This is a genomic window from Salinicoccus sp. HZC-1, assembly GCF_046736035.1.
Classification (GTDB): Bacteria; Bacillota; Bacilli; order Staphylococcales; family Salinicoccaceae; genus Salinicoccus.
Genome location: NZ_CP177130.1, coordinates 1,762,039 through 1,787,388, shown reverse-complemented (window position 1 = coordinate 1,787,388; position 25,350 = coordinate 1,762,039). Strand labels below are relative to the sequence as shown.

General features: G+C 43.4%; 30 protein-coding genes. All 30 read left to right on the top strand.

The genetic code is table 11. The features are described 5' to 3' along the window. Positions 1–3 precede the first annotated feature (3 nt). The 30 genes from ACKRAT_RS09070 to ACKRAT_RS08925 all read left to right on the top strand — a co-directional run bounded on the left by ACKRAT_RS09070 (position 4) and on the right by ACKRAT_RS08925 (position 25,031). On the top strand, positions 4–852 hold the full coding sequence (locus tag ACKRAT_RS09070; RefSeq protein ID WP_411842191.1) for a DnaD domain-containing protein: 849 nt from the start codon (positions 4–6) through the stop codon (positions 850–852). Then, positions 849–1,220, top strand: a complete 372-nt coding sequence (locus ACKRAT_RS09065) for a hypothetical protein (protein WP_046790564.1) — start codon at positions 849–851, stop codon at positions 1,218–1,220. The genes ACKRAT_RS09070 and ACKRAT_RS09065 overlap by 4 nt, the downstream gene beginning before the upstream one ends. Then, positions 1,195–2,472 carry a DnaB-like helicase C-terminal domain-containing protein gene (locus tag ACKRAT_RS09060; RefSeq protein WP_411842190.1) on the top strand — a complete coding sequence of 426 codons (1,278 nt, stop codon included), beginning with the start codon at positions 1,195–1,197 and terminating at the stop codon, positions 2,470–2,472. Before ACKRAT_RS09065 ends, ACKRAT_RS09060 begins: the two co-directional genes overlap by 26 nt. Positions 2,473–2,483: 11 nt before the next feature. Further along, positions 2,484–2,801, top strand: a complete 318-nt coding sequence (locus ACKRAT_RS09055; protein ID WP_411842189.1) for a hypothetical protein — start codon at positions 2,484–2,486, stop codon at positions 2,799–2,801. Beyond that, on the top strand, positions 2,798–2,926 hold the full coding sequence (locus tag ACKRAT_RS09050; protein ID WP_411842188.1) for a hypothetical protein: 129 nt from the start codon (positions 2,798–2,800) through the stop codon (positions 2,924–2,926). The genes ACKRAT_RS09055 and ACKRAT_RS09050 overlap by 4 nt, the downstream gene beginning before the upstream one ends. Continuing rightward, the gene (locus ACKRAT_RS09045) at positions 2,923–3,528 is read left to right on the top strand and encodes a hypothetical protein (protein WP_411842187.1); all 606 of its coding nucleotides are present in this window, start codon (positions 2,923–2,925) and stop codon (positions 3,526–3,528) included. The genes ACKRAT_RS09050 and ACKRAT_RS09045 overlap by 4 nt, the downstream gene beginning before the upstream one ends. Beyond that, positions 3,529–4,041: a dUTP diphosphatase gene (locus ACKRAT_RS09040; RefSeq protein WP_411842186.1), complete on the top strand. Its 513-nt coding sequence runs from the start codon at positions 3,529–3,531 to the stop codon at positions 4,039–4,041. Positions 4,042–4,094: 53 nt separating this feature from the next. After that, positions 4,095–4,295, top strand: coding sequence for a hypothetical protein (locus ACKRAT_RS09035; RefSeq protein ID WP_411842185.1), 201 nt, complete (start codon positions 4,095–4,097; stop codon positions 4,293–4,295). A gap of 304 nt (positions 4,296–4,599) precedes the next feature. Next, positions 4,600–5,037, top strand: coding sequence for a DUF1064 domain-containing protein (locus tag ACKRAT_RS09030; protein WP_411842184.1), 438 nt, complete (start codon positions 4,600–4,602; stop codon positions 5,035–5,037). Between the two features lie 2 nt (positions 5,038–5,039). Next, on the top strand, positions 5,040–5,447 hold the full coding sequence (locus tag ACKRAT_RS09025) for a hypothetical protein (RefSeq protein WP_411842183.1): 408 nt from the start codon (positions 5,040–5,042) through the stop codon (positions 5,445–5,447). 96 nt (positions 5,448–5,543) lie between these two features. Continuing rightward, positions 5,544–5,897 carry a hypothetical protein gene (locus ACKRAT_RS09020; RefSeq protein WP_411842182.1) on the top strand — a complete coding sequence of 118 codons (354 nt, stop codon included), beginning with the start codon at positions 5,544–5,546 and terminating at the stop codon, positions 5,895–5,897. A 155-nt stretch (positions 5,898–6,052) separates the two neighbouring features. After that, positions 6,053–6,340, top strand: coding sequence for a hypothetical protein (locus ACKRAT_RS09015; protein ID WP_411842181.1), 288 nt, complete (start codon positions 6,053–6,055; stop codon positions 6,338–6,340). 114 nt (positions 6,341–6,454) lie between these two features. Beyond that, positions 6,455–6,760, top strand: a complete 306-nt coding sequence (locus ACKRAT_RS09010; protein ID WP_411842180.1) for an HNH endonuclease — start codon at positions 6,455–6,457, stop codon at positions 6,758–6,760. Between the two features lie 128 nt (positions 6,761–6,888). Beyond that, positions 6,889–7,257 carry a hypothetical protein gene (locus ACKRAT_RS09005; protein ID WP_411842179.1) on the top strand — a complete coding sequence of 123 codons (369 nt, stop codon included), beginning with the start codon at positions 6,889–6,891 and terminating at the stop codon, positions 7,255–7,257. Next, entirely contained in the window at positions 7,232–8,965 is a 1,734-nt protein-coding gene (locus tag ACKRAT_RS09000; protein ID WP_411842178.1) for a terminase large subunit, read from the top strand. The genes ACKRAT_RS09005 and ACKRAT_RS09000 overlap by 26 nt, the downstream gene beginning before the upstream one ends. Before the next feature lie 15 nt (positions 8,966–8,980). Further along, complete coding sequence (locus tag ACKRAT_RS08995; protein WP_411842177.1) at positions 8,981–10,237, top strand: phage portal protein; 1,257 nt, start codon at positions 8,981–8,983, stop codon at positions 10,235–10,237. Positions 10,238–10,247: 10 nt separating this feature from the next. After that, complete coding sequence (locus ACKRAT_RS08990; protein WP_411844437.1) at positions 10,248–10,949, top strand: head maturation protease, ClpP-related; 702 nt, start codon at positions 10,248–10,250, stop codon at positions 10,947–10,949. 12 nt (positions 10,950–10,961) lie between these two features. Beyond that, entirely contained in the window at positions 10,962–12,143 is a 1,182-nt protein-coding gene (locus ACKRAT_RS08985) for a phage major capsid protein (RefSeq protein WP_411842176.1), read from the top strand. Positions 12,144–12,182: 39 nt separating this feature from the next. Beyond that, positions 12,183–12,461: a head-tail connector protein gene (locus ACKRAT_RS08980; protein ID WP_411842175.1), complete on the top strand. Its 279-nt coding sequence runs from the start codon at positions 12,183–12,185 to the stop codon at positions 12,459–12,461. Then, positions 12,461–12,787, top strand: a complete 327-nt coding sequence (locus ACKRAT_RS08975; protein ID WP_411842174.1) for a hypothetical protein — start codon at positions 12,461–12,463, stop codon at positions 12,785–12,787. The genes ACKRAT_RS08980 and ACKRAT_RS08975 overlap by 1 nt, the downstream gene beginning before the upstream one ends. After that, a complete protein-coding gene (locus tag ACKRAT_RS08970; protein WP_411842173.1) occupies positions 12,787–13,200 on the top strand; it encodes an HK97 gp10 family phage protein in 414 nt (137 codons plus the stop codon). Before ACKRAT_RS08975 ends, ACKRAT_RS08970 begins: the two co-directional genes overlap by 1 nt. Positions 13,201–13,204: 4 nt before the next feature. Beyond that, complete coding sequence (locus ACKRAT_RS08965) at positions 13,205–13,609, top strand: hypothetical protein (RefSeq protein WP_411842172.1); 405 nt, start codon at positions 13,205–13,207, stop codon at positions 13,607–13,609. After that, positions 13,609–14,235 (top strand): major tail protein, encoded by a 627-nt coding sequence (locus ACKRAT_RS08960; RefSeq protein ID WP_411842171.1) that lies wholly within the window; start codon positions 13,609–13,611, stop codon positions 14,233–14,235. Before ACKRAT_RS08965 ends, ACKRAT_RS08960 begins: the two co-directional genes overlap by 1 nt. A 25-nt stretch (positions 14,236–14,260) precedes the next feature. Beyond that, a complete protein-coding gene (locus ACKRAT_RS08955; protein WP_411842170.1) occupies positions 14,261–15,421 on the top strand; it encodes a hypothetical protein in 1,161 nt (386 codons plus the stop codon). 52 nt (positions 15,422–15,473) lie between these two features. Continuing rightward, positions 15,474–15,869 (top strand): phage tail assembly chaperone G, encoded by a 396-nt coding sequence (gene gpG, locus ACKRAT_RS08950; RefSeq protein WP_411842169.1) that lies wholly within the window; start codon positions 15,474–15,476, stop codon positions 15,867–15,869. Between the two features lie 62 nt (positions 15,870–15,931). Then, positions 15,932–16,069, top strand: coding sequence for a phage tail assembly chaperone GT (gpGT, locus tag ACKRAT_RS08945; protein WP_411842168.1), 138 nt, complete (start codon positions 15,932–15,934; stop codon positions 16,067–16,069). Between the two features lie 44 nt (positions 16,070–16,113). Continuing rightward, on the top strand, positions 16,114–20,847 hold the full coding sequence (locus tag ACKRAT_RS08940; RefSeq protein ID WP_411842167.1) for a tape measure protein: 4,734 nt from the start codon (positions 16,114–16,116) through the stop codon (positions 20,845–20,847). Beyond that, on the top strand, positions 20,840–21,685 hold the full coding sequence (locus ACKRAT_RS08935; RefSeq protein WP_411842166.1) for a hypothetical protein: 846 nt from the start codon (positions 20,840–20,842) through the stop codon (positions 21,683–21,685). Before ACKRAT_RS08940 ends, ACKRAT_RS08935 begins: the two co-directional genes overlap by 8 nt. A 242-nt stretch (positions 21,686–21,927) precedes the next feature. Further along, the gene (locus ACKRAT_RS08930; RefSeq protein WP_411842165.1) at positions 21,928–24,300 is read left to right on the top strand and encodes a hypothetical protein; all 2,373 of its coding nucleotides are present in this window, start codon (positions 21,928–21,930) and stop codon (positions 24,298–24,300) included. Positions 24,301–24,533: 233 nt separating this feature from the next. Further along, a complete protein-coding gene (locus ACKRAT_RS08925; RefSeq protein ID WP_411842164.1) occupies positions 24,534–25,031 on the top strand; it encodes a hypothetical protein in 498 nt (165 codons plus the stop codon). Positions 25,032–25,350 lie beyond the last annotated feature (319 nt).

Sequence of the window (25,350 nt, the reverse complement as noted above, 5' to 3'; positions counted from 1 at the left end):
GACATGAGCAAACACAGATTCGTGCACGTCTCATTTTGGCAAGATTCGTTTGTACTGGATCTGTCTCCGGAAGAGAAATATTTTTATCTGTATCTGATGACGAATTCGAAAACCTCACAGATCGGCATATATGAATTACCAAAAAGAGTGGTCGAATTAGAAACAGGTTACAACCGTGAGACCGTTGATAAATTACTCAATCGATTTATCGAATACGGAAAGATTCAATACAACGATACTACCAAAGAAATCATGCTCATCAATTGGGTGAAGCACAACTGGAATTCAAGTCCGAATGTATTGAAGCATATCGCAGCTGCCCTCAAAGAAGTGAAACATGAGGATTTTATAAAAGAATACCTCAAACAAGCGGCTGTCATTGAAGATGATGATAAAAAGATACGTCTTATAAGCCCCTTGCAAGCCCCTTATAAGCCCCTTGGTGAGTCTATGGAACAAACTAAACTAAAGAAAAAGGAAACTAAAGAGAAAGAAAAAGAAAAACTAAAGCCGCAGAGAGAGACAGATATCAGAGATTTGGTTGATTATTACGAAAAACATTATACAACCATTACAGGACCGTCAGTTGTCGAGTCGTTTGAAGAAAAACTAGATAAAGGATTCACAAAAGAAGCAATTCTTAAAGCGTATGAAATTGGTAAGGAGAATGACAAAAAAGAAAACTGGTATATCAACGGTATTTTCAAGAATTGGGATAAGGCAGGCACATATACTCTTGAAGAAATCAATGCAGCTGATAAAAAAAGGGCGACATCTAAAGCGGGCAAAGATCCCCTTGCTGACGTATGGAACCTATCCGATGAAGAATTACAGAGGAGGTACGGAGAATGAGTGCGAACGAAGCGAAAGAGATACTGCACGAAATATATATCCTTTATCCAAACTTCAACAGAAACAATTTTGATAAATTCAATGAGACCTGGCTGATGAAACTGATGAAGGGTGACTACAAAAAGACTAAGCGCAAACTGATGGAGTATTCGGAGGGTAATCCTTACCCACCAGCACTGGCCGATGTCCTGGTCAAAGAACATAAACCGCATCAGCAAGTGGATATGACCATCAAAGAAGACCGCGAGCGCGTCGCTGCAGAAATGGCGGACCCGAAGAAGCGTGCGGAACGTGAAGAGAAACTAAAGAAGTTGGCAGCAATGGAGGAAAGGATGAGGAAAGATGTTTACGAGCGAACCGATACTTGATGAACTGGCACACCATGAGACACAAGTCCTTTCCCGCACACTGCAATACCCGGAATTAAAAAATCAGCTTAAATTGGATCCTTCATGGTTCTATGACCAGCGCCACCAAGCGATTGCCAAAAAAATAATGAGCGACCCGGACTTCAACAAAGAAAAACTCGTGACCGAATCCATCCGCAATAAACAGAAATATGGGGATGTCGAATTCATTCAAACGATTATCAACTATGGTGTCGCTTCCGGTTCCTCTGCAGAACATCTGACTGATCAGAAGTTCGTCCTGCTTAAATTCGTAGAACGTGAAGTGGCCAAAGCAGTGAATGAGTACCAGCAAGACCCAACCACTGAAAGTCAACTTAAATTAAGCAAGCGCATTGAAGCATTGAATAAACTCGATTTCGGAGACAGTGATCAAAAGTTTGAAATTCTAAGAGAAATTATGGGCGACCTCACCTCTGAAGAGAAACGCGCCATCATGAAGACCGGATTCAAGGAACTGGATGATATCATCGGCGGCTTTGAAATGCAGCAGCTGAATGTAGTGGCAGCACGTCCAAGCATGGGAAAGACAGCTTTTGCACTGGAACTCGGAAAGAACCTGGCAGACAGCGGTTCAGAAGTCATATTTTGTTCAATCGAATCCACAGTGAAAAACATGACCCAGCGGTTACTTTCTTCAATCTCACACGTCGGTCTGTACAAATTTAAAGAGCCGGTGAAGCTGATGAGCAACGAAGAGGTAGATAAGGTGATGGGCGCGATTGATATTTTCTACAACAAGGATATGAAGATCGTAGAGGAAGCAGTCGTCACACCGAATATGATCCGTAAAATGGCCAATAATATACCGGAAGACAAAACCGGCTTTATCATCATCGACTATCTGCAGCTGATGGAACCGGATGAAAAACTCAAAAGCAAGTATGAAGAGGTGTCACAGGTGTCCAGAGAACTCAAAATCATTACACAGGAGTTCCCGAACGTGACGATTATCGCGCTGGCCCAACTCAACCGCGGTGTCGAAATGCGCCAAGACAAACGGCCGATGATGTCCGATTTAAGAGAATCCGGCCAATTGGAACAAGATGCGAACATGATTATGATGCTGTACCGGGATGACTACTATCACGATGAGGAAAATGCACAACCCGGCGCGCCAAGTCCATTAGAGTTGATTGTTGCTAAAAATAAAGACGGGGACCGCGGCACGGCAAACCTTAAATTCTATAAGCATATCCAAAAAATATATTAGGAGGGACGGTGATGAGCATCCTGGAGTTACTCAACAGTTTTAACGGACATATAGAATCAGCCAGGAAGTTCCAGGGTGATGATGCCGCTGCTGTTCGAACGTTCACGATATACAAGGATATTATTTACTACCTGGTCGATTCCGGAAAATTAGAAATGACGGATGATCAAGAGAAGTTCTGGGCGTTCTCGAAAGAATTCACGATATCCGCCATGTACCGTGTTGCCAATAATTACCGCCGGAAAGAGGGGTTGCCGCTTCTGGACTTTAAGGAGCCGGCATACCACAACAAAGAAAATAAACTGGAAGACTGGAGGGCTAATCAATGACCGCGCTCATTACACTCGTATTCATCGCGCTAGTCGCAATCATTATCACTGCCGTTGTTCTAACCGCATCTGAAATACAAACGATGCTCATCAAACGCAGGCATGAAAGAAGGTGGCGCGAATGACTGAAATACTAGCTGGAGTATTATGCGCACTTTTATGGATAACGATACTCATTTTCGAAACCGACATTTTCAAAAAGCATATAGTGCCTTTGATATCTAAGAAAGAACCGGACGAAATAGAGATGTTGGAACAAACGCTTTGGAGGAAAAATGAAGAACTTAACCGCAGAAATCAAATAGAGATGTTGTCCAGTGAAATAGAACGTCTGGATGAACATTTATACCCGGAATATAAAGAAGAGCGTAGAGAGCGTTTAAATGACTCTATGGATGCTTTGATGTATTCCCTAGATAACGAATCCAAACGACCGTCTAACCCGAAACGGAAACAGAAAGCCGAATCCATTCGGTATGGCGAGAAACCGCACACACCGATCAATCAATTAAAACCTGTGTTCTGTGCTCAATCGAATTGCGACAGAGTGTTTCTTGCAGAAATGCCGCATTCCTTCTCGAATTGGTTTTGCGATGAATGTTCAGCCAAGAAAGCGAAAGAACCAGGGCCGACGTATCCGGAGAAAACGAAAGCATATGCAGATAGCGTTGTAATCGAAGAATCAACCACTTATCCACCACTTAAAAATGTAGGAGGGACAAAATAAATGACACTCACGTTAAGCCTTAAATCGATTAGGTATCTGCTTAAACAGCAGAACAAGTTGGATCTGCAGATAAAGAAATCTAAAGACATTACGAATAAAGAGTGGAAAAACAATTTTATTCATAAGCACTCTCTAGCATTAAACGTCGAGGTATCCGAGTTTATCAACGAATGTACGGACATCTGGAAGTATTGGAAAGACAAAGCACCTGATTTGGATCAAGTGCTGGATGAAGCGATAGACGTTATCCACTTCCTAATGTTGCATTGGAACAAGCAAAGTGGTGCGCCAGCTGCGTTGAAAAATACTCACTGCCTTTATGCTAAAGGATTTGATGATTTACCTGTGGATGACGAAGCATTGGAACAATTACAAAATAACGATGATATCGCAATGAAGTTGATGATAGTGCTTAAAGTCCTTGAACATTACGGCTTCACCGAACAGGACATCATTGATCAGTATGACAAAAAGAATGCTATAAACTTCCAACGATTGGAGAGTGGATATTAATGAAAATCTATAAAGTAACCTTTGATTGCCAAATGAAAGATATGCCGCTGGTTATGCAACCGTACAGTACGTATGTAGAAGCCGACAGCGAATACCATGCAGTTAAACGCGGATGGATGGTTATCGAGTCCAATGATGAAAACTTGAAGAAGTTAAACATTTCATGTGCTGCTGTCAAAGAGGTAAATGAAGCGCGATCAGTCAGTGTCTTTATGCTAGATGGCAACGAAACAAAAACATCTGTGAGTGAATAGGAGGGATAGTAATGGACAAACACCGAGGCCATAAGATATATCAGACACACGATGGCATATGGGCTTACGCAGACAATGATATACCGGTTGCTTATGACCCTAATCGTTCATGTGGGCATTGTGGCTTGACTAACACACCAGAAGGACACGACGGATGTCTCGGCACATTACCTAGAGTGATGAATGCTTGCTGCGGACATGGACATGATTCACCCTATGTGCAATACACAGATGGCAGTAGCGTTCATGGTGGATCAGCCCGATTGGATATACTATATCTGAAAACATTGAAGGAGTGACATCATTGACCAAATACGGCGCACAAAAGATAACAGTCGACGGCATCAAGTTCGACTCAAAGGTCGAAGCTGAATACTACGAACATCTGCTGCTTAAACAAAAGGCGGGATACATCAAAGAGATAGAGCTACAGCCAGTGCTCAATATCCATCCAGCCTTTGAGTATTACGGCAAGAAGCGACAACGGATGTATTACAAGTTAGATTTCCGAGTGAAGTATCATGATGACTATGAAGTATGGATTGACATCAAAGGCATGGCGACACCGGATGCAAAGATGAAACGCAAGATTACTGAGTACATGCATAAGGATAAACATATCATCTGGATCAGTAAGTCGATTAAATACGGCGATAAGTACGGCTTCATAGAGTATGACGAACTCGTAAAGATTAGAGCAGCGAATAAACGGGCTGCAAATAAAATGAAGAGGGGTAAATAAATATGACTGCAATTATCGATAAAAACAAAATGAGAAACATTAACCATGCGAGCGAACTGATATTCAAAACATTTGGGATTGATTCCATGTCTGTGAAGTTGAAGAAGCTGGAATTCACAGACATGCATACGCGATTCATTATCGAATGGACAGGACTTGATGTATCACTCGATGCCACTGTAAAGAGCGGGCAGATCAAAGACAAATGGGTGCGCAGTAAGTATGATGTCGAGTTTGAAGCCGAACAGCATGAGCGCCTGAAGCATCTGCAGAATGAACTGTATAACCAGGACGATATCAATGACGATGTATTCGAAGATCAAGAGTATGATCCGGCTCGGGGCTATGTGGAGAAGGATAAGGCAGACGAGCAGGAAGCACTGGAGTTGGATAGAGAAGAGACAGAGTAGAAAGGGTGCTGCACCTTGTACTTGATAAACGACATAAGGCAAATCATAAACGATTATCATTGGAAGAAGAGGCTGATACAGTCTCAAGTGTATGAGATGGATAGTACATCCACTGCACAGTACGGCATCGAGTCTGCCATGCCGAAGGCGCAGGGAGAGACAGGAGACAAGGTCGCATCCATTGTAATGCGCAATGAGAAGGAGCGACAGAAGCTGGAGAAACTAATCAATGAGGTGTCCTTCATTGATATACATGAGTCGCATATCCACAGTGATAAGAACTATCACATCCTTCAGCTGCTCAAGCAGGGGGAGAGTAAGCAAAGAATAAAGGTGCTGCTGAACATGAGCAATGGCAATCTGTATAAGCGGATTGACCAGATCGTCATCATATTATTCAATGCGCAATCGGATATAGAAAAGAAGGATAAGAAGAAATGGAAACATTAGAGGGAATGGAAGGTCTGACAGGGATTATTCTTTTTAATATCAATCGGGTTATACTGTGGTTGTAAACAATTAAAGCAGCAGATAAATAGTATATGTGGTATCCGGCTCACTTGCTCACGCAGGTGGGCCTTTCTTAATTCAAAGGGGATGGTGGTATGTCTCATGAGGATGAAGCAATAGCCTATGCAGTGAATAAGTTCCACGGCTTAGGTGTGGCGGTGAGCCACGAAGGGATAGAGACTGTACTGGACTATGTAGATGAGTATTACGAGAAGGTATATGTACCGGAGAATGATGTGGATGTCGTGTTCTTTACACCGGAAGATGTAGTCAGCTACATCAGTGACACCAGGCCAGACATACCAGACACAGTGATCCATACGATACTCGATGCCAGGCAGGCGTTCATTGATAGCCTGACAGTAGCAGAGCGCGAAGACTGAAAGGGTGAAGCATATGATTACTCAATGCAGTAAGACACTATGCCAAAGCTTGAGAGGATGTGATCAGCTATGTTGATAAGAGTAGCTGTATCTTGATAGTCATAGAGGTGACTGATGATGGTCAGGCATAAGCAGGAGTACGATTGGTTCTATCAAAAGAAAGCTTGGAAGTTGACAAGAGCAAAGGCATTGGCAAGAGATAATTATACTTGTCAAAAATGTATGGAAAGAGGAGACATCAAGTCTGCGGAATTGGTCCATCACATTGTTTATGTTGAAGAGGATATCCAAAAAGCATTGCAGCTGGATAATCTCATTTCTCTTTGCCATACATGCCACAACAATATTCACAAGCACGACAACAAAAGAAAGTCAAAACCCAAAACAGAAAAAAGAAATGTCCGAGTGATAAAAATTTAATACCCCCCTACCCAAAAACTGTGAGATCAGCCGCTAAAATAGCGGCGTCAATCGCTTCGCTCGCACCGCGGAAGGTTTTCTCCCATAAGGGGGGGTTAGGCAAATTCTTTAATTACATGATGAAGGTGGTGAATCTATTGGCAAAACTCTCAGCTAAGAAGCAAGACGAATTGATTGATGAAATTATCGAGAAATGGAACGAAATCCTCTCCGATATCGATGTGACAAAGCTGGAAGCAGCTCAAAACTTGATAGAAGAAGCGGCCTTCATGCAGGTCACCCTCTCGGAACTGAAGAACAAGATCAAAAGAGAGGGCGCAACCTACGTCATGAAAAACGGAAAGCAGAATATGCGGGTTGAGCACCCGGCGCAGAAAAGCTACAACACTATGATTAATAGATACACTACCGCCTGCAACCATTTGATTGCCCTACTGCCGAAAGATGAAAAAGTGGTTGTGACAGACAAAGATGGCGACGACTTCGACGACTTCTAAAGCAACCACTGGCGTACTGAAGGTGCTGGCTAAACCTTCGAAAAGGTTGCTCACTACCTGGTACGCCGAGCAGGTCGCAAAGGGCAACATCATGGCTGCAGAATATGTAATTAAAGAATGCGAAAGACATTTGGAATTTCTGGCACGTGACGACCACGAATGGGAATTTGACGAAGCACTTGGCCATCGGCCGGTTCGGTTCATCGAGAAATACTGCAAGCCTACAAAAGGGGACTACGACCAACTTATTATGCAGGGGTGGCAACACTTCATATTGGGATCTCTTTTTGGTTGGGTGCATAAGGAAACAAAGTTGAGGCGCTTTAAAGAGGGCCTTATTTTTGTGGCCAGAAAGAATGGAAAGTCGACAATCGTCAGTGGAACGAGCATCTACGGCGTGTCCAAAGATAATGAACGCGGCGCTGATGTAGTCCTTCTGGCCAACTCGATGAAGCAGGTCAAACGAACCATCTTCGACGAAACGAAGAAGATGATAAAGAATTCTCCTGCACTACAGAAGCGTTTCCGTGCGCTTAGGGACATCATCCATTTCGATGCGACCGATTCATCCATTGAGCCGCAGGCGAGTGATAGCGAGAAGCTGGACGGCCTCAATACGCATCTGGGCATCTTTGATGAAATCCACGAATTCAAGAACTATAAATTGATTTCCGTCATCAAAAACTCCAGGCAATCCAGGAAGCAGCCACTACTGATTTACATCACGACTGCGGGCTATCAGCTTGATGGCCCACTTGTAAAAATGGTGGAGCAGGGGAAAGACGTGCTCGATGGATTGTTCGATGATGAGCGCACCTTTTATTATTTGGCTTCACTGGATGATAAAGATGATATAAACGACGCTGAGAATTGGATTAAGGCGAATCCGAACATGGGCATCAGCCTTAATCTGGAGGAAATGGAAGAGGAATGGCGCAAAGCAAAAAGAGATCCTGAAGAACGTGCAGATTTCATCACGAAGCGCTTTAATATTTTTGCAAACAACGAAGAAATGGCACTGCTTGATCTCGACACAATAAAGAAAAACGATGGCACAATCGATTTCGAGGAACTGCGCGGTGCAACTGGCATCGGCGGATATGATCTGAGTAATACAGAAGACTTCACTGCTGCAAGTGTGGAATTCCCACTGCCAAATGGATCCATTGCAGTGCTTTCTCATACATGGATTCCAGAAGAGAAAACGAAATACGACAATGAAAAGATTCCTTTCAAAGCTTGGGAAGATGCCGGACATCTAACGATTGTTCCAGGTACGCACATCAAGCATGAATTGGTGCTCGAATGGTTTGAGGAGATGGGGGAGAAGTATAACATCGAAGTTATTGCATACGACCCTGCAAATGCTTACAGGCTAAATACTGAAATGGAAAACAAGGGTTTTAAAACGCAAGTGGTCCGTCAAGGCGCAATTACATTGAGCCCGGTATTGAAGGATATTAAGACGATGTTCCGCGAAGGCAAAGTAATTCACAATAGCAATCCGGTGCTTAATTGGTACTTGAAGAACGTAAAACTGGTGGCAGACCGCAATGGCAATTTGCTGCCGTCCAAACAGAACAGATACAGAAAGATTGATGGTTTTGCAGCATTGCTTAACAGTCATGCACATACAATCGATAAATTGGTCACACCAAAAGGCAATGGCAACATGAGCGTTGTCTCTCTTGATGATTTGATGGGCTAGAAAGGTGGTGAGAGAGTGAAATGGTGGCAAAAACTAGAACAGAGATTAGGGAGCACCGCATACAGCGGTCCAAAGCAGCAAGTCACAACGACTGCTTCAAGCGATTTATCAGTGTTTGAAAATCGTTTGTTCTGGGGAATCGAAAACGCTGAACTGGCAAACAATGAAACAATCTTCAGTGCAATTACCCGGTTGTCGAATACAATGGCATCCCTACCGATAAAGTTATATCAAAATTATGAGACGTTGAATAACGATGTGGCAGACTTGCTGACAACGCAGCCGAACAATTACACGACACCTTATAATTTCATCAATCTAATCGAGACGACACGAAATGAAAAAGGCAATGCGTATGTATTCATTGAGCGTGATGTGTATGGGCAAGCGGTGCAACTGCATTTATTAAACTCTGACATTGTTTCGATGGCCATGGACAAAGATAAAAAGGATTTGTACTACATTGTTAAGGGCAATACAGACAAAAAGATGATCATACATCAAATGGAGATCCTGCACTTTAAACACATTCATGGTGCATCAACACTGAAAGGCATTTCCCCAATCTCCGTGCTTAAAGGCACGATTGATTTCGATGTGTCAGTCAGAGAGTTCAACATGAAGGAGATGAGTACGCCTGACAGTTTTAAGATTGAATATGGTGCGACAATTACTGATGAAAAGAAAGCAGAGATTGTTGAGAACTTTAAAAGTTTTTATAAAAACAATGCAGGTATTCTTTTTGAAGACGACGGCATCAAAATCGATCGATTGGAGAAAAAGTACGTTAGTGAAGATTTGATAAAAACAGAAAACATTACACGTTCCAGAGTGGCCAACGTCTTTCAAATGCCGTTGGCTTTTTTACATGGAGAAAATGCAATGAGTTTCTCGAAAACGGAAGATTTAAACCGCTATTACCTGCAGCATACGATCATTCCGATGTGTAAGCAGTATGAGGAAGAGTTCAATAAGAAACTACTTACCAGGCAGGACCGGAAGAACGGCATGTATTTCAAGTTCAACGTGCATGCGCTGCTGCGTGGGGATGCATCCACACAAGCGGAAGTGTACTTCAAGAAAGTGCGCAGTGGCATCAATACAATCAATGAAATCCGCGCATTGGAAGATTTACCACCTGTTGAAGGAGGAGATGTGGCAATGATCAGCGGAGACTTATATCCAATTGATACACCGATTGAAGAGCGTAGAGGACTTGCATCGAAGGGAGGTGGAAACAGTGCCGAAGGAACAACAGAGGGAGAAAAATAAATACTTCAAAATGAAACGTAATGGAAATGTCGGAGAAGTTTGGATTTACGGTGATATCATGCCTTTCAAATGGGACGACACAGACGTAACAGCGACTGATTTTAAGAATGAGTTAGATGAACTGGAAGATGTAAAAGAATTGAACGTCTACATCAACTCTGGTGGTGGCTCGGTATTCGAGGGCATCGCAATCTACAACATGTTGAAACGTCATAAAGCAAAAGTAAATATCTATGTGGATGCATTGGCTGCATCCATCGCAAGTGTCATCGCAATGGCGGGTGACACTATTTTTATGCCGAAAAATAGCTTAATGATGATCCATAACGCGTGGATGATGGCGGTTGGAAACGCTGAAGAGCTCAGAAAAACGGCCGATGACCTGGATAGAATCAACGAATCATCCAATCAGGCTTACCTGGAAAGGGAGCTTACGATTTCAGAAGAGGAACTTCAACAGCTGCTCGATGCCGAAACTTGGTTGAGTGCTGACGAGTGTCTGGAATATGGTTTGTGCGATGAAGTGATTTCATCCAACCAGGCAGTTGCAAAAGTGTCTGACGATGTGATGAAAGCGTACAAAAAGACCCCGAAAACGGTCAAAAACATGGTTGAAACACCTGAAAATGCGACGATTTCCGATGAAGAACGCAAAAAAATACAAGATTATCTGCAGACAGTAGATACAAAATTACAAAATATAAATTTATAGGAGTGTTTATCTATGCCAACTATTTATGAAATGAAAGAAAACCGAAATAACATTGGCCAACAACTGAAAAAAGAAAAAGAAGCGTTATACCAAATGTCTAACGATACTAGTGTATCTATGGAGGATATCCAGGCGAAAAAATCCCGTATTACGGACATTGAACAGCGTTTTGACATTGTTTCAGAACAATTGCAGGATGCTGAAAAACTTCAGAATGACCAAAATAAGAAAATGCAGTCCGATTTTTCCCAACTTGATGACGAAGGTAAAAAAGTAAAAGCCAAAGCGGAGGTCTACAGAAGTCTCCTGGCCCCTGACACTTATGGCAAGCCTTCAAACGAAGCGCTTCAGCTGCTTCATGCACTTCCGGATGGTAACACTTCAGGTGGGGAAGACCTTCTTCCTACAAACATGATCAAAGAGGTAATCACTGAGCCGACTGTCACGAACAAGCTCAGGGAACTGTCTCCAGCGTCCAATATCAAGGGTCTTGAGATGCCGAGAATCATGTTCACAATTGACGACGATGATTTCATCACGGATACACAAACTGCGAAAGAGGTTCAAGCGAAAGGTGACTCCGTAACATTCGGACGCTTCAAAGCCAAACTGAAAGTTGAAGTTTCCGATACTGTTATTCATGGCTCCGACATCGACCTGGTATCATACATCGAAAATGGGCTGAAGTCTGCTGCAGCTGCCAAAGAAAAGCGCGGTGCCCTCACTACTACGCCAAAAGCCGGTGAAGAGCACATGTCATTCTATCAGAGTGGCGCCATCACACAGGTGGACGGCGAAGATATCTACAATGCGGTGCTCAACGCACTTTCTGATCTGCACGAAGATTACCGCGAACAGGCATCTGTTGTAATGAGATACTCTGATTTTGTCAAAGTAGCGAAACAACTTTCCAACGGTACGACCGATTTCTTCAATGCACCACCTGAACGCATCTGGGGTGTGCCAGTAAAATTCATGGACGGTGCCGTGAAACCAATCGTCGGCCAATTCACTTACTTCCGCCTGAACTACGACGGTTCCACATACGATACTGACAAAGATGTGGACAAAGGCATCTACAAGTTCGTGCTTACTGCTTGGTACGATCAGAAGCGTCTACTTGACTCTGCATTCCGAATTGCAAATGTAGCTGGAACTACTACTACAACCACTACAACTGCAGCAGGCGTTTAATAGCACATAGAAGCATTGAAGTGGGTGATGTAAATGTTAATGACTGGACTTAAAGATTTTCTCCGAGAGGATGGCGTTCTGAATGATGGATTGATTGAAATGTTACAAGATAGCGCCGAAGCAGAATTACTTGCTTCGGGCGTTCCTAAGTACGTTGAGACTGATCCGGAATATCCTGTATACAAAATATGCTTATTTCTCATGGTTTCGCGGGATTATGATAAGCGCGTTTTGGAAGATGTAGAGCAGCGGACATTGGATAAGAACATCCTCCGCATCAGGAAGTTTCCATCCTCTACAGAAGAAGGTGGTTCCTGATGAGACGATCACTTAATAACAGAGTGAAGTTCTTCGAAATCGGTTCATCTGGTCCTGAAGCGCACGGAGAAGAGTATATAGAAGTATATGAGTGCTATTGCGAAGATTATGAACCATCAACGAAGGATTACACTGTGTTGTCTGCTCCGGCAGGTAAGAAGACAGTGACAATCATCATTCGTGACAATTACAAAGAATTCAAGCCGGATTACAACCATTCATTTGAGTTGCAGTCCGGCTATTTTAGTGGGACGAAATTCAATATTCAAAACGTATCTCCGGATGACAGTAAAACACCGCAGATAAAGATCGTAGGTGAGCGCTAATGTTCACATTCAATGTTGACGGCATCGAACAAACGCTTGCAGACCTGGAATCAATATTCAGCGAACAGAACCTACAAAAGATTAAGGATAAGGCACTTGAAGAGGGCGCAACATTCATGAGAAACAAAATTCATGCTGCTCAACTCAAAACCAAAGACACCGGCGCAATGGCAAGTGAAGTGACATTCAGTGACCCTCAAACCATAGATGGTGAGCGCGTTGTCACCATCCACTGGAAGGGTCCAGACAATCGTTACAGAGTGGTTCACCTGGTCGAAAACGGATTCTATGATCGCAGCGGCAAGTTCATCAAACCGGCTGGATACGGGCAGATAGAAAACGTCCTGGCATCCAATCAGGCGAGATATATACAAATCGTTCAAAATTCCATTGCCAGACAGATTGGAGCGTGACCGGATGGATATTCTCGGAGATATTTACGAACTGATTAAAGATGACCCGCTGCTCATTGAGTATGTGGGTCCTAATTATATGTATAACGACATGCCAGATGTTCAAGAAGTCGAATCTGCGTATATCGCAATCAATCCAATCGTAAACGGTGTGCCAGTCGATTATGCAGATGGCAAACGCATTGCAGACGCCAAATCGGCGCGTGTTGATGTGTTGCTTAAAACACTGGCAATCACGTCAGGTAACCCGCGTTTAATCACTGCAGATATCATGGAGCGCATCGCAGACATTCTGGATGATAACTACTACTCACAAACAGCAAGCTTTACACCGGAATATGACAAAGACCACCAGCTATACCGCGAATCAAGAAGTTTCGAAATAAACTATTATAGGAGTGATTATTAATGGAACAAGCTAAGACACCGAAAGCGTATATTAATATCAAAGATTTAGGCTTTGCACCAATTGCAACAGAAGATGGCGGCACAGCCACTTACGGCGCACCGATTCAAACGCGTGGACTGAAAACGGTCGGACTGCCTGCGGGCGGCGAAATCACAGTCGCATGGGCGGATGGCGCACCAATCGAATCCGCAGTCGGAGACGGTGAGCCAACGCTCACACTCGGTCTGCACCAACTCTCCCCGGAGATTGAAGAAATGATTTTCGATAAAACGTTTGATGCATCAGGAATCTCTGAAGAAAACTGGGGCCATCAGCCAAAACCGGTCGCAGTATGGTTCAAGTCTGAACGCAAGGACGGCAGCTATAGATGGACCGGATTCAAGAAAGTCCTATTCGCACCGCCGGAAGAAGAGCGCGCAGCGAAAGAAGGCGAAATTGAATTCGGAGAGTATTCCATCGAGGGCCGTATCATGAAAGTGGAAGGCTCTGAGGCTAAGAAAATAATGGCAGATACCAGACGCTCTGGCGAAACACCGTTTAACGATGACACATTCTTCACGCGTCTGCTTGGTGATTCTTATACGCCTAACACAACAACAACGACTACAACTGCAGCAGGCGTTTAATAGCATATAGATTGGAGGTGGCAACATGAAATACATCATGTGCCAGCCCTCAAACAATCGGTTCAAGTGGGAAGTAGAAGTGGCGGTATCAGACCTCATCAATCATGGGGCGGCTGATATCGTCCTTTTATTTCTGAAAGAGAATGATTCCGTGGTGCGATACTTCGAAGAGAAATACGATGTGGCAGTGCATGTGTACGATGACAAACGATATGACAAGGCATATATCCCATCGATTAAACCGTATCTGTTTTACAGATATCTATCTGAAGATCCCGCCAGGGAGTCATTCGATTATTTTTTCATGGACAGTGACATGGTGTTCAGGCAGCTTCCAGACTACGATCGAATGCCTGCTGATAGTAATAATTGGTATGGCTCTGATTGTAATAACTACATGAATCTGGAGTATTTAAAACAATGCACCAATTCGGAAACCTTAATTAAAGGCATGACGGACATTGTCGGTGTGGATAGGCAATCTATCGAGGATATCAACAATGACTCCATAGGCGCACAGTATGTCATTTCTAGACCTACTGCCGAATACTTCGAGAAGGTGTACCGGGACAGCATCAAGCTATGGCAGTTCGTGAAAGATTTAGATACTAGCTTCCAGAAGTGGACAGTCGAGATGTACGCGACGCTTTGGAACATGCTCTATTTCGGCATCACACCACACGTTCATGAAGAAATGTATTTTGTATTTCCAACAGACGATATTGATATATATGAATCCGTAAACATATTGCATAACGCAGGCGTGACGCCCGGACACAACGATCTTTTCAAGAAATCAGATTATATCAACAAAGATCCCTTAACGGTCAATCACGACTACGTTAATAAAAGCAAAGCAAGTTATGCCTACGTGCAAAAAATGAATACATTAAAACAAGGAGTGAATGAAATGGCTGTACAAGTGCATGGCGTTTTAAGGAATTTTACAGACCTCCAGGATGGCGACAAGGTCTACCTGGCGGACGAGCATTATTACATTGGGGATTCCGACGATGACAGAACGAAAGAACTTAGAGGCTCCAATAATAAGCAAGGCGCACCAGTTATCGAAGCATTGACGAAGGATGAGCTTCTGAAGGTGGCTGAAGATGAAAATATCGATGTCGACAAGAAGGCCAAAGTCGCAGAACTGCACAAAGCCGTAGCGGATCACTTGAACAAGTAAGAGCGGGGAAACCTGCTCTCTATTTTTTTATACATGAAAGGGAGAATTACACATGGCGAATAAACTCAAAAGAAATTATATCCAACTCGTAGAAGGCGAAAAAGACAACGGGGAGCCAATCCTCGAAACATATTTGACACCGCACTTTATCACAGCTGACCTCTGGTATGAATGTATCGACGTGATGGACGAACTGGAGCAGATGGAAGAAAAGCAGAAAGCAGCAGAAGGCGAAGAGAAACAGAGCATGGCTTCCATGATGAAGAAACAGATGGATATGCTGATGGACACTACGGTGAAAATCTACGGCAAGCAATTCACTAAGAAAGATTTAAGGAGTAAACTCCATGCGCCGAATATGATTGAAGACTTGCAGGAACAAATCCAGTTTATCGCAATGGGTCAACAAGACGAAGCAACAAAAAAGTTCGTGGAGAGCAAATCCTAAGAACAGAAGATTTCTCCTGGAGGAAGCAGCGTGAGAATTTCGACAAGATATTGAAAGACGGCATGAAGGACGGCAAAGACATCAACGAGATGTTGAATATGCCGATGGCGTACATGCTTTCAATACTGTCTGAACAGAATACTAATATGACAGATGAAGAAGAGGAAAGAGTCCTCGATCGCTTCCTGGATTCTATCTAGCACTCGCATGAGTGCTTTTTTATTTGTTGGAAAGGAGGTAACACATGGCAGATCGCATACAAGGACTTTCCATTGGACTTGGCATGGATTCGACGGAAATCAGTCGCTCGATGTCTGAAATCAAACGGTCTTTCCGCGGATTAAACTCCGCAGCGAAAATCACGACCAACAATTTTAAGTACGGTGCGAAAGATGTTAATTCTTACAAGAAAAACCTCGCATCATTAAGCGACACAACTGAAAAGCAACGGAAAAATGTTGATGCACTCGGCAAGCGGTACAGCGCGGTTGTAGAAGAACAAGGCGCATCGTCCAAAGCGGCGCAGACACTCGCTGCGGAATATAACAAGCAAGCGGATAGTCTGAACAGACTGGAGCATCAACTGAAGGCGGCTGAAGATGGATTACGCGGCGTTTACGATGAATCCAGTCGATTGTCCAAAATCGGGGACACATTCGGCGGCATCAGCAAGTCGCTCGGCAATGTGGGAAGTTCACTTCAGAATGTCGGCTCGCAGATCAAAGATGTCGGCGGTAGTTTAACACGTAATATCACGTTGCCTGCCTCTGCTGCAGCACTCGCTGTAGGGGGCCTAACTGCTAAATTCGGCTGGGATCGTCTGGTCGGCCTGGACAGTGCACAAGCGCAGTTAAAAGGGCTTGGATACAGCACTGAAGAAGTCGGTAAAATATCCGATCAGGTAACATCCGCAATCGAAGGCGGCATGACCACAATGGCAGAAGGGACATCCGTCGCAGCCGGTGCACTCGCAGCCGGTGTGGAAGAAGGCGCAGAACTCGAGAAGTATATCAAACTGGTTGGCGATGCCGCCGTCGGTGCGAACAGGCCCGTCAATGAAATGGCAACCATATTCAACCGTGTCCAAGGGACTGGGCAGTTAATGACTGGCGAATTGAATCAAGTGGAAGACAGTCTTCCGGGGTTCTCCCAGGCCATGGCAGACCATTTAGGCGTTTCTTATGAAAAGATGCGTGAAATGGTCACCGCAGGCGAAGTGACATCCAATGACTTTATCACTGTCATGGACGGGTTTGCTGGCGATATGGCCGCAGCCTATTCAGATTCATGGGCCGGTATGGTCGCAAATACCAAAGCTTATATCGGAATCATTGGAGAAAACTTACTCGGTGGCGTATTCGAGCAATCGAAAGCGTCCATTGCAGAGTTTATTGATTTTCTTAAATCTGATGAAGTGGTCGAATGGGCGAAAACAACCGGTGCTGCAATTGGAGAAACATTCAGTAATATTGTGACGAAGGTTCAAGAAGGCATTACATGGTTCAAGAATCTCGACACTGAACAGCAAAAACTAATTGGAAAACTTGCGCTCGTCGCAGTAGCGGCTGGACCATTACTGACGGTATTTGGTGCAGTAACCATATTCGTTGGTAAAGTGGTCAGCGTGTTCGCTGGCCTGTTCGGTGGTCTAAGTACATTATTCGGGTGGTTCGGGAAGTTGTCGGGCGGTATTCAAATGATGATTAAAGAGGGGAAAAGCTTCGCGCAAGTATTTCCTAAATTAAGTAAAGTCATCACTCCGATAGTATCCATTTTCAGTCGTTTCGGCAGTATCGCCATGACAGTAATAAGACCGGCATTCACAGCAATCAGAATCGCTCTAGTCGCTCTCACAGGTCCTGTCGGCATCGTCATTGGTGTAATATCCGCGCTTGCCGCCGGATTCGTATTTGCATATAAACGATCTGAAACATTCCGAAACTTCATAGATGGATTAAGAGATAAATTCATGCAAGGAATAGAGTGGATTACTAAATTCAAAGATGGTATCCTCGGACTCTTCAAAGACGAAGGGGATTCCGGCATTGATATTCTCACGTCTATCGGTTTATCAGACGGCATGGTACAAAGGCTGTGGGATATATCCGGCAAGTTTATGGAGTTCTACCACAAAATTAAAGGCGGTATTACCGGGATTATCGACATGTTCAAAGGCGATTGGATGGGCGGTCGAAGTATTCTAGAAAGAGTCGGGTTTACACCGGACCAGATTCTCGGCATAGAAAACTTTGTCATCAAAATAACCTATTCATTCCATTTATTGAAGGAGCGTATCGGTACAGCACTCTCGGCAGTTAAAGGTGTATTCACTAGCATATTCAATGCTATTACTGCCTGGTGGGATGCGAACGGCCCGGCCATTATCGGTGCGGTAACCGGCGCCTTCCAACGGGCGAAGAATTTAATCGGCCAAGTTTGGTCTTCCGTGAGCGGCGCATTCATGGCGGCTTTCAACTTCATCAGAAATTGGTGGGCTTCGAATGGCCAAGCGATACTTGGTGCGGTCGTATCCGGATTCCAGTGGATGAAAGAAACGGCGGGACTGGTCATCAACTTAATTGTTGCAGTCATCCGTCGCGCGTTCATCATCGGACAGACATTGTTCAATACTTTTTCAACCGTAGTCAGCTTTATCTGGTCGAAATTATGGAACGTACTGGTTGAAGCGGTTCGCATTTTTGCTCCGATTGTACAAGGGATTTGGAATACTTTATGGTCCGTCATTAAAAATACGATTCAGATTTTCGCTCCAATAATTTCCGGAATTGTAAAGACGGCCATTAATATTATCACTGAAACTTTCCGGATTTTTAAACCAATTGTTATGGGAATCTGGAATACTTTGTGGCCGATTTTGGTCAACGTGATACAGGGCGCCTGGTCCCGCATGAAGTTAATTGTGGGTATTGGTATGGACCTCATACAGGGCATCATAAAGACAGCGACAGCCATTTTAAACGGCAACTGGTCCCGCGCCTGGGAAATGATTCGGCAGACTGTGTCCTCAATCAAAGACAGAATCGTTACGCATATTACAGGAATGAAAAATAGAGCGATTGCATTGATTCAGCAACTCGCTGGGGGTGCGATTCAGTGGTTCCAGAATATGTGGACTAATTTGACGAATAAAGCGACTGACTTGAAAAACAGAGTGGTATACACTTTTAACTCACTCAAACTACTGGCTGAATCGAAAATACGTGAGATGGTCGCCAATGTAGTTAGATGGTTTATTAACCTATACAACAGAGTATCCAACACGGTAACCGATTTGAAAAATCGAGCGGCCAGAATATTTAATAGCCTCCGTGACCTAGTGGTCGGCGCAGTCACTACACTACGCGACAGATTGGTTCGCGGGTTCACTCGGATTTACAACACGATACGAGACAAAATGCAGGCTGCGAGGGATAAAGCAGTCAGCTTTGCAACATCCATGAAAGACGGCGCGATCAACCAATTCAACAACTTGGCAGACGGCGCGCGTGACATGATGAATAAAGTCGGAGAATGGATTGACAACAAAAAGCAGTGGGTAGTCGATAAGGCAACTTCACTCGGTACTGGCATCGCCAACGCCGCCATTGGTGGCTTCAATAAGATGATTGGCGGTATCAACAACGTTGCAGGCATGCTCGGCTTCGATGGTAATCTCATCAGCAAGATTCCGACATACTCCACAGGTACAAAAAACCACAAAGGTGGCGCAGCCATCGTCGGTGATAAAGGACCCGGTAACGGTCCGGGCGGCGGCTCCAGCACACGCGAGTTGATCGAACTACCGAACAAGAAGCGTTACCTGGCAGATGGTAACCTATTGATTCCGAACCTGCCGCGCGGTGCGAAAGTATTTAACAACAGAGACACAGAAGGCATTCTCGGGAGCGGCTCCGATGAAAATAGCGGATTCTTTAAAACCATCGGGGACTTTGCGAAGAACACGTACAATTCAGCAAAAGAAAAAGTCTCCGGCGCATTCAATTCAGTGAAGGGGTTCGTTTCTGACATCTGGGATTACGCAACAGATCCCGGTGCATTGGTCGGGGACCTCATCAGCAAGCTTGACTTTGGTTGGGACTTGCCAGATGCAGCACTCGACTTTGCCAAACTTGGCGTGAATAAACTAAAAACTGTTGCCACAGACTTTATCAAAAATCTGTTCGAGGAATCAGGCGGACAAGGCGACGGCTCCCACATCTTAGGCAAGTCCACGACGCAGACGTTCGGACGCTACTCTGGCGGTCTAAGCTTCAATGGCGGGCGACACTACGGTGTGGATACGGCGCACGTCTATGACAAGCTATTAAGCCCGGTCAGCGGTGTCATCACTAAAATTTGGAAAGACTTCGGTGGCGGTAATTCCATCCAGATGAAAGCCGGTAAATATAACTGGTGGTTCATGCACATGAAGAGTATCGCCAAGAAAGTCGGCGACAGTATCAAGGCCGGCGACACCTTGGGGGTCACTGGTAACACAGGGAACTTCACAACTGGTCCCCACCTGCACACGCAGGTTATGGAAGGTGGCGTAGGGAACAAATACGCTATCGATCCAGTACCTATCCTAAAAGGATTGACAGGCTACGCCACAGGCGGCCTGGTAGGAAACGGCATCTATCGACTTGGCGAGGGCGGCTATCCGGAATATGTAATTCCTACTGATCCAAGCAGAGCGACTGAAGCAATGAAACTGATTGCACTCGCTGGTAAAGATGTTGGGAATAAACGTCCGAATCAACTGCCGAACGTCGGTGGCTCTGAGGATAACGATAACGATGTAGTCAATGCGCTCGTAGAACAAAACGGCATCCTCATGAAGATGTTGGAAAAACTGACCGGCATTGAAGCGAAAGACTTATCCATCGGAGACGAAGAAATCGGACGGTCAAATGACAGGTACAATCAGAAGAAATCAACCAAGCATTCACTATTAGGAGGTCGACCAAGTTATGTTTAAAATTTATGATTTAGAATATAATCCAGTCGGCTTTCCGGTGGATAAACTGGGATATGGATTGAAAGGGCTCGATATCAGTATCGGGCCTGTTTTATATAACTCCATCTATAGTGAGTCAGACGGCGGCAGTGACGCGCCCATTAAGCGTTATCCATCAGACAGGAGCGCAAGTATTCAAATACTGTTTACTGCCGCAGACACCATCGACTGGCGTTTAAAACGCAGTCAGATATACGAGTTCTTCAGGCGGCTCGGCGTATTCTATATCGCAGAGAGTCATGAACCGTTCAAACTGTTGAAAGTCATTGTGGATGAGGATTATGAATTTGAAAGACCCGTCACGATCTGGGGACAGGCAGAGGTGCCATTGAAGGTGCTTAAACCGATATTCCGTAAATCCCTCCACACGTCAATGACCATCGACGAGGAAGGCATGAAGTTTAACGATAAATGGGCCTATGGCATGGGAACCTGGTTCCCAGAGAACTATTGGCAGTATTCATTCACGAATGAAGACCCTACCTTTTATAACGCAGGCACAGAAGCAGTGAAGCTGATTCAGCAGAAAGACAGTGAAATCACTTTAATCATCAACTCTGCGCCACCGAATGACCTGATTGATATTGACGACGGTGTGACGACATTCAAGCTATTTAAAGCATGCGTTCCAGGCGACGTGTTGAAAATCAGCGGACACAAGGTAACCTTGAATGGTGTGAATGTGATGGGGGATACCAACGGTAATTTCCTTACCGCTAAAAAAGGGTGGAATTATTGGGATATCCGAGGTGTGACTGATTTTGAATTCAAGATAGACTTTAGATTTTTATATGACTAGTCTGCGGACTGGTCATTTTTCATTATGGAAGGAGTGGTAATGTGTTACCAGAATTACAAAATGCGCACGATCCATCTGCTAGGAATATATTAAATGCGGCAATTAAATCAGTGAACGTACAAGGCAAATCAATACAGGACATTGTGGCATATGGTCAGTTGACTCCGGCACAATATGCGGAATTAATAGAAGTTATCAACGGATTAATAAAAAAGGGACATGTATCAATTCATGATATAGACATGAATAAGGGGAAAATCACCCTGAAACATCTTGATTCAAATGTTAAAGAAGCGATGTCTGGAAATACTCCAATTCTTTCAGAAGTCGCAGACGGAGCAGTGACAAGATCTAAAATTTACGACGGAGCAGTCACACCTAATAAGACTAGTTTTATCGACTTGGGCAAGAATAAATTCGATAAAGAAAGCATAACAACAGGCGGTTTCATCAGAGAAACTGATGGAGATTGGAGAGTTCATGAATCGTTCGACACGTCTGATTTCATTCCCGTCAAAGCGGGTCAGACTTTTACGGTAAGCAGTGCGAGCTTCATTATTTACTATGATGCCAACAAAAATTTTGTCAGTGGCGTCAGCCAATCAGAAGGCGAATATACGGGAAGTGCAAATCAAGACGGTTATGTGAGATTTTCAATTGATGGACGGTATACGGATTATAATAATGTCCAATTTGAATTCGGTAGTTCTGTTACGGAATACGAACCACATCAATTTGTACTAAATCAGAATGTGGCTGTAGAAAATGCGAAAATAACAATGTTATCCCCAGGGAGTGTGAACGAGGAAACAATTCAAGACAGATCAGTTACGCCCGAAAAGACGGATTTCATTATTAAAAGTAAAAATATATTCAATCCTGAAGAAGTGCATTTCAACAAAGTGGCAACTAGTGTTGGCATGGATGATTACACGGGGTATCACGTTTCTCCTAAAATCTACATTAAAGAAGGAGAAACAGTGACAACCACAAGGATTAGAAATTTTTATTTCTTTGACACAAACGGTAATCATGTTACCAATCAAAAGGATACGCAAAATAAGTATACGTTCACAGCGCCTCAGGACGGATATATTCGGCTTACTATATTCGCTGAAGATTTATATTCCACACAAGTTGAATACGGCAGTACATCTACTGCTTTTGAACCCTACGCGATAAAATTGAGAGAAGACATTCAAGTAGGCCAACAATCTACACAATCCAGTAAATTTACCGTTTCAAAAGACGGAGGCCAATTTGATATAAAGACGACTTTAGATGACAAAGAATTATTGTTCCGCTCGCAACAATTCGGTAGTGCAAATGGCGGCTATAATTTTGAATCTACGACTTTCGATAATACGCTCATTCATAGTACAAATGATGATATCACGCCAGTCAGGACATTTAATACTGTGGGCGCGAATCACGGGTACACCTCAATTATTGATTTGCCAAACACAGATAAAGTAACCGCAGATTTAGGGTCTGTATGGACGGACGGCACGAATGAATTCGTATTATTAAGGATTGTTGATGGAAGATTATTATTATCGATGCCATACACAGAAGATAGTAATGGCGTAACCGTGTCTGATACTGCCCCAACAAGTGATTTAACGCACGTCAGAAATGCAACAAATACTCAAGCAATTCCCATCAGTGGCGCGCAAAATTCGCAACTATATCCATCCACCGGCCATGTTGTCAGTCAGTATAAAATTGGCGGCAGACTCATCACAGAAGACGGGGATCATAGCGGTGATGAAGTGGTGATCGTTGATGCTTATGATATTCTCGATTATAAATCAATTGTGGAATGGGCGAAAAATAATGTAGGCATAGATTATGCGCGTTACAGAAGCTCGATAGATGGTGTATTACGCATAAGTAATACTTACACATATTACGAAGCCGGTAAGTGCTTAACCACTCATTCAATTTACGCTCTTAAAACAGTTCTATTGAGACGGACTGGCGTGCTGCAATCTGTGGCATTGCGACATCCGACAAGCGCGGTTTATCGATATGTTCACAACGTCGATACTGTCAACGGAATCAATTTTAAGGCTCCGATTAATCTAACCAATTATGCCACGACATGCAATGTGGAGCGTGATAATCTGATTGATAGCACTAAGCCTGTGGATCGGTATGTCGATTACATTGGCAGCAGCTCTAATAAGATCATTGCTTTCACTATGGGACACGTCATCGACAAAACGAACAGTAAGCATTCAGACAGAATGGGTAATATCCCGAACGTATTCTGGGATTTCAGAAGCACAAAAAAATCTTATCCGACAGTGCTCGAAAATAAAGTATTGCAATCTGGAGATTATTATAATTTCCAAGGATACAGAGATTATTATATCCCTAAAAGTTCGACGGAAAACAGTAATATTTCAAGTGATAAATCTGCCGATTATATCTATATCGATGAGCAGTCCAGTAGCAGCTTTAAAGCGTTGAAAGATGAGTCGTTGATTGGTAAAGAATTAGAGTTGATTGACAGCCGAGGCTTTACTTTGTTAAGCGATGTAGTGGATTCTCAAGGTATTGCTTATAGAACAACAGGAGACAATGCTTACGGTGTAGTTAAAGCGAAGTAGAAAGCGAGGTGAATCACCATACTCACGATTAGAGACTACAACGACAACGAATATATTTGATGGTATCAAATATAAGAGGGGATCTATTAATCGCGTTGTACTTTTAGAAAATTAAATATACAATAATGAAAGCACTCACATATGGGCGGTAACCCTGTGAGTGCTTGGTATGATAGATGTTTAGTTACTCCTATTATACCACAACATAAAATCTATGGAAGTGGGGAATATTAATGGGAGATTTCGTAGGGACAGTCGGCTCTCCAGGGTCAAAAATACCGATTGAGTTATCAGGTAAAATAGTCATGAGGGCGACATACCCCTTGACAGAACATGAAGCCTTTTTATTTACGGCAGCCTTAAACGGAATTGTTATACAAATGAAAAAAGAGTGCTTTGAAATAAGTGATCTCAGACAGGTGTTTGTCTTATGTACAGAAGACGGAAAATTTACATTTGCAGATAAAGAGGGCATGGGATATTACCTGCCGCTTATTATATTGAATCTAGGAAATTGGAGAACAGGCAATTGGTCTGATGTGCATATTATAGCGACATTAGTAGAAGAATTTTGTCATCATTTTTGGTCCATAGATGACGAAGAGATAGTCAAGCACAAAGTATTAGAAATACTTAATAGAATATTAAATTTCGAAGTTACGTTTGATTCGTTATATGGTCCGAGATGGAAAGAAGCTTATCCTACAATATATGGTGATGATATAAAATAAGGCAATAATTAGGAGGTGATTATCATCATATTTATAAAATCGAAAAATCACTTCAATTTAAAACATGATTTTAAAGAGGTAGTATCATATAAGGACTTAACAACTGAAATGCAAGATAAAATACCTCCTAATATACAGCCCGGGAAAATCCGTAAAGGACCAATACAACCAGAAAAAGAAGAAACGAAATATGAAGTAATTAAAAATTAATTGACACCTCTCACCAGGTGTCTTTTTTATGCAGAAAACGAGGTGAACCATCATACTCACAGTAAAATCACTCGACGGCCACACCTATCCGGCAATCGCCAGCTTAAAT

What these genes read in the sequence shown, in the direction of transcription:
- ACKRAT_RS09070 (WP_411842191.1), top strand. Translation starts at nt 4, where the DNA reads ATGAGCAAACACAGATTCGTGCACGTCTCATTTTGGCAAGATTCGTTT.
- ACKRAT_RS09065 (WP_046790564.1), top strand. Translation starts at nt 849, where the DNA reads ATGAGTGCGAACGAAGCGAAAGAGATACTGCACGAAATATATATCCTT.
- ACKRAT_RS09060 (WP_411842190.1), top strand. Translation starts at nt 1,195, where the DNA reads ATGTTTACGAGCGAACCGATACTTGATGAACTGGCACACCATGAGACA.
- ACKRAT_RS09055 (WP_411842189.1), top strand. Translation starts at nt 2,484, where the DNA reads ATGAGCATCCTGGAGTTACTCAACAGTTTTAACGGACATATAGAATCA.
- ACKRAT_RS09050 (WP_411842188.1), top strand. Translation starts at nt 2,798, where the DNA reads ATGACCGCGCTCATTACACTCGTATTCATCGCGCTAGTCGCAATCATT.
- ACKRAT_RS09045 (WP_411842187.1), top strand. Translation starts at nt 2,923, where the DNA reads ATGACTGAAATACTAGCTGGAGTATTATGCGCACTTTTATGGATAACG.
- ACKRAT_RS09040 (WP_411842186.1), top strand. Translation starts at nt 3,529, where the DNA reads ATGACACTCACGTTAAGCCTTAAATCGATTAGGTATCTGCTTAAACAG.
- ACKRAT_RS09035 (WP_411842185.1), top strand. Translation starts at nt 4,095, where the DNA reads ATGCAACCGTACAGTACGTATGTAGAAGCCGACAGCGAATACCATGCA.
- ACKRAT_RS09025 (WP_411842183.1), top strand. Translation starts at nt 5,040, where the DNA reads ATGACTGCAATTATCGATAAAAACAAAATGAGAAACATTAACCATGCG.
- ACKRAT_RS09020 (WP_411842182.1), top strand. Translation starts at nt 5,544, where the DNA reads ATGGATAGTACATCCACTGCACAGTACGGCATCGAGTCTGCCATGCCG.
- ACKRAT_RS09015 (WP_411842181.1), top strand. Translation starts at nt 6,053, where the DNA reads ATGTCTCATGAGGATGAAGCAATAGCCTATGCAGTGAATAAGTTCCAC.
- ACKRAT_RS09010 (WP_411842180.1), top strand. Translation starts at nt 6,455, where the DNA reads ATGATGGTCAGGCATAAGCAGGAGTACGATTGGTTCTATCAAAAGAAA.
- ACKRAT_RS09000 (WP_411842178.1), top strand. Translation starts at nt 7,232, where the DNA reads ATGGCGACGACTTCGACGACTTCTAAAGCAACCACTGGCGTACTGAAG.
- ACKRAT_RS08990 (WP_411844437.1), top strand. Translation starts at nt 10,248, where the DNA reads ATGAAACGTAATGGAAATGTCGGAGAAGTTTGGATTTACGGTGATATC.
- ACKRAT_RS08985 (WP_411842176.1), top strand. Translation starts at nt 10,962, where the DNA reads ATGCCAACTATTTATGAAATGAAAGAAAACCGAAATAACATTGGCCAA.
- ACKRAT_RS08980 (WP_411842175.1), top strand. Translation starts at nt 12,183, where the DNA reads ATGACTGGACTTAAAGATTTTCTCCGAGAGGATGGCGTTCTGAATGAT.
- ACKRAT_RS08975 (WP_411842174.1), top strand. Translation starts at nt 12,461, where the DNA reads ATGAGACGATCACTTAATAACAGAGTGAAGTTCTTCGAAATCGGTTCA.
- ACKRAT_RS08970 (WP_411842173.1), top strand. Translation starts at nt 12,787, where the DNA reads ATGTTCACATTCAATGTTGACGGCATCGAACAAACGCTTGCAGACCTG.
- ACKRAT_RS08965 (WP_411842172.1), top strand. Translation starts at nt 13,205, where the DNA reads ATGGATATTCTCGGAGATATTTACGAACTGATTAAAGATGACCCGCTG.
- ACKRAT_RS08960 (WP_411842171.1), top strand. Translation starts at nt 13,609, where the DNA reads ATGGAACAAGCTAAGACACCGAAAGCGTATATTAATATCAAAGATTTA.
- ACKRAT_RS08955 (WP_411842170.1), top strand. Translation starts at nt 14,261, where the DNA reads ATGAAATACATCATGTGCCAGCCCTCAAACAATCGGTTCAAGTGGGAA.
- gpG (WP_411842169.1), top strand. Translation starts at nt 15,474, where the DNA reads ATGGCGAATAAACTCAAAAGAAATTATATCCAACTCGTAGAAGGCGAA.
- gpGT (WP_411842168.1), top strand. Translation starts at nt 15,932, where the DNA reads ATGAAGGACGGCAAAGACATCAACGAGATGTTGAATATGCCGATGGCG.
- ACKRAT_RS08940 (WP_411842167.1), top strand. Translation starts at nt 16,114, where the DNA reads ATGGCAGATCGCATACAAGGACTTTCCATTGGACTTGGCATGGATTCG.
- ACKRAT_RS08935 (WP_411842166.1), top strand. Translation starts at nt 20,840, where the DNA reads ATGTTTAAAATTTATGATTTAGAATATAATCCAGTCGGCTTTCCGGTG.
- ACKRAT_RS08930 (WP_411842165.1), top strand. Translation starts at nt 21,928, where the DNA reads ATGAATAAGGGGAAAATCACCCTGAAACATCTTGATTCAAATGTTAAA.
- ACKRAT_RS08925 (WP_411842164.1), top strand. Translation starts at nt 24,534, where the DNA reads ATGGGAGATTTCGTAGGGACAGTCGGCTCTCCAGGGTCAAAAATACCG.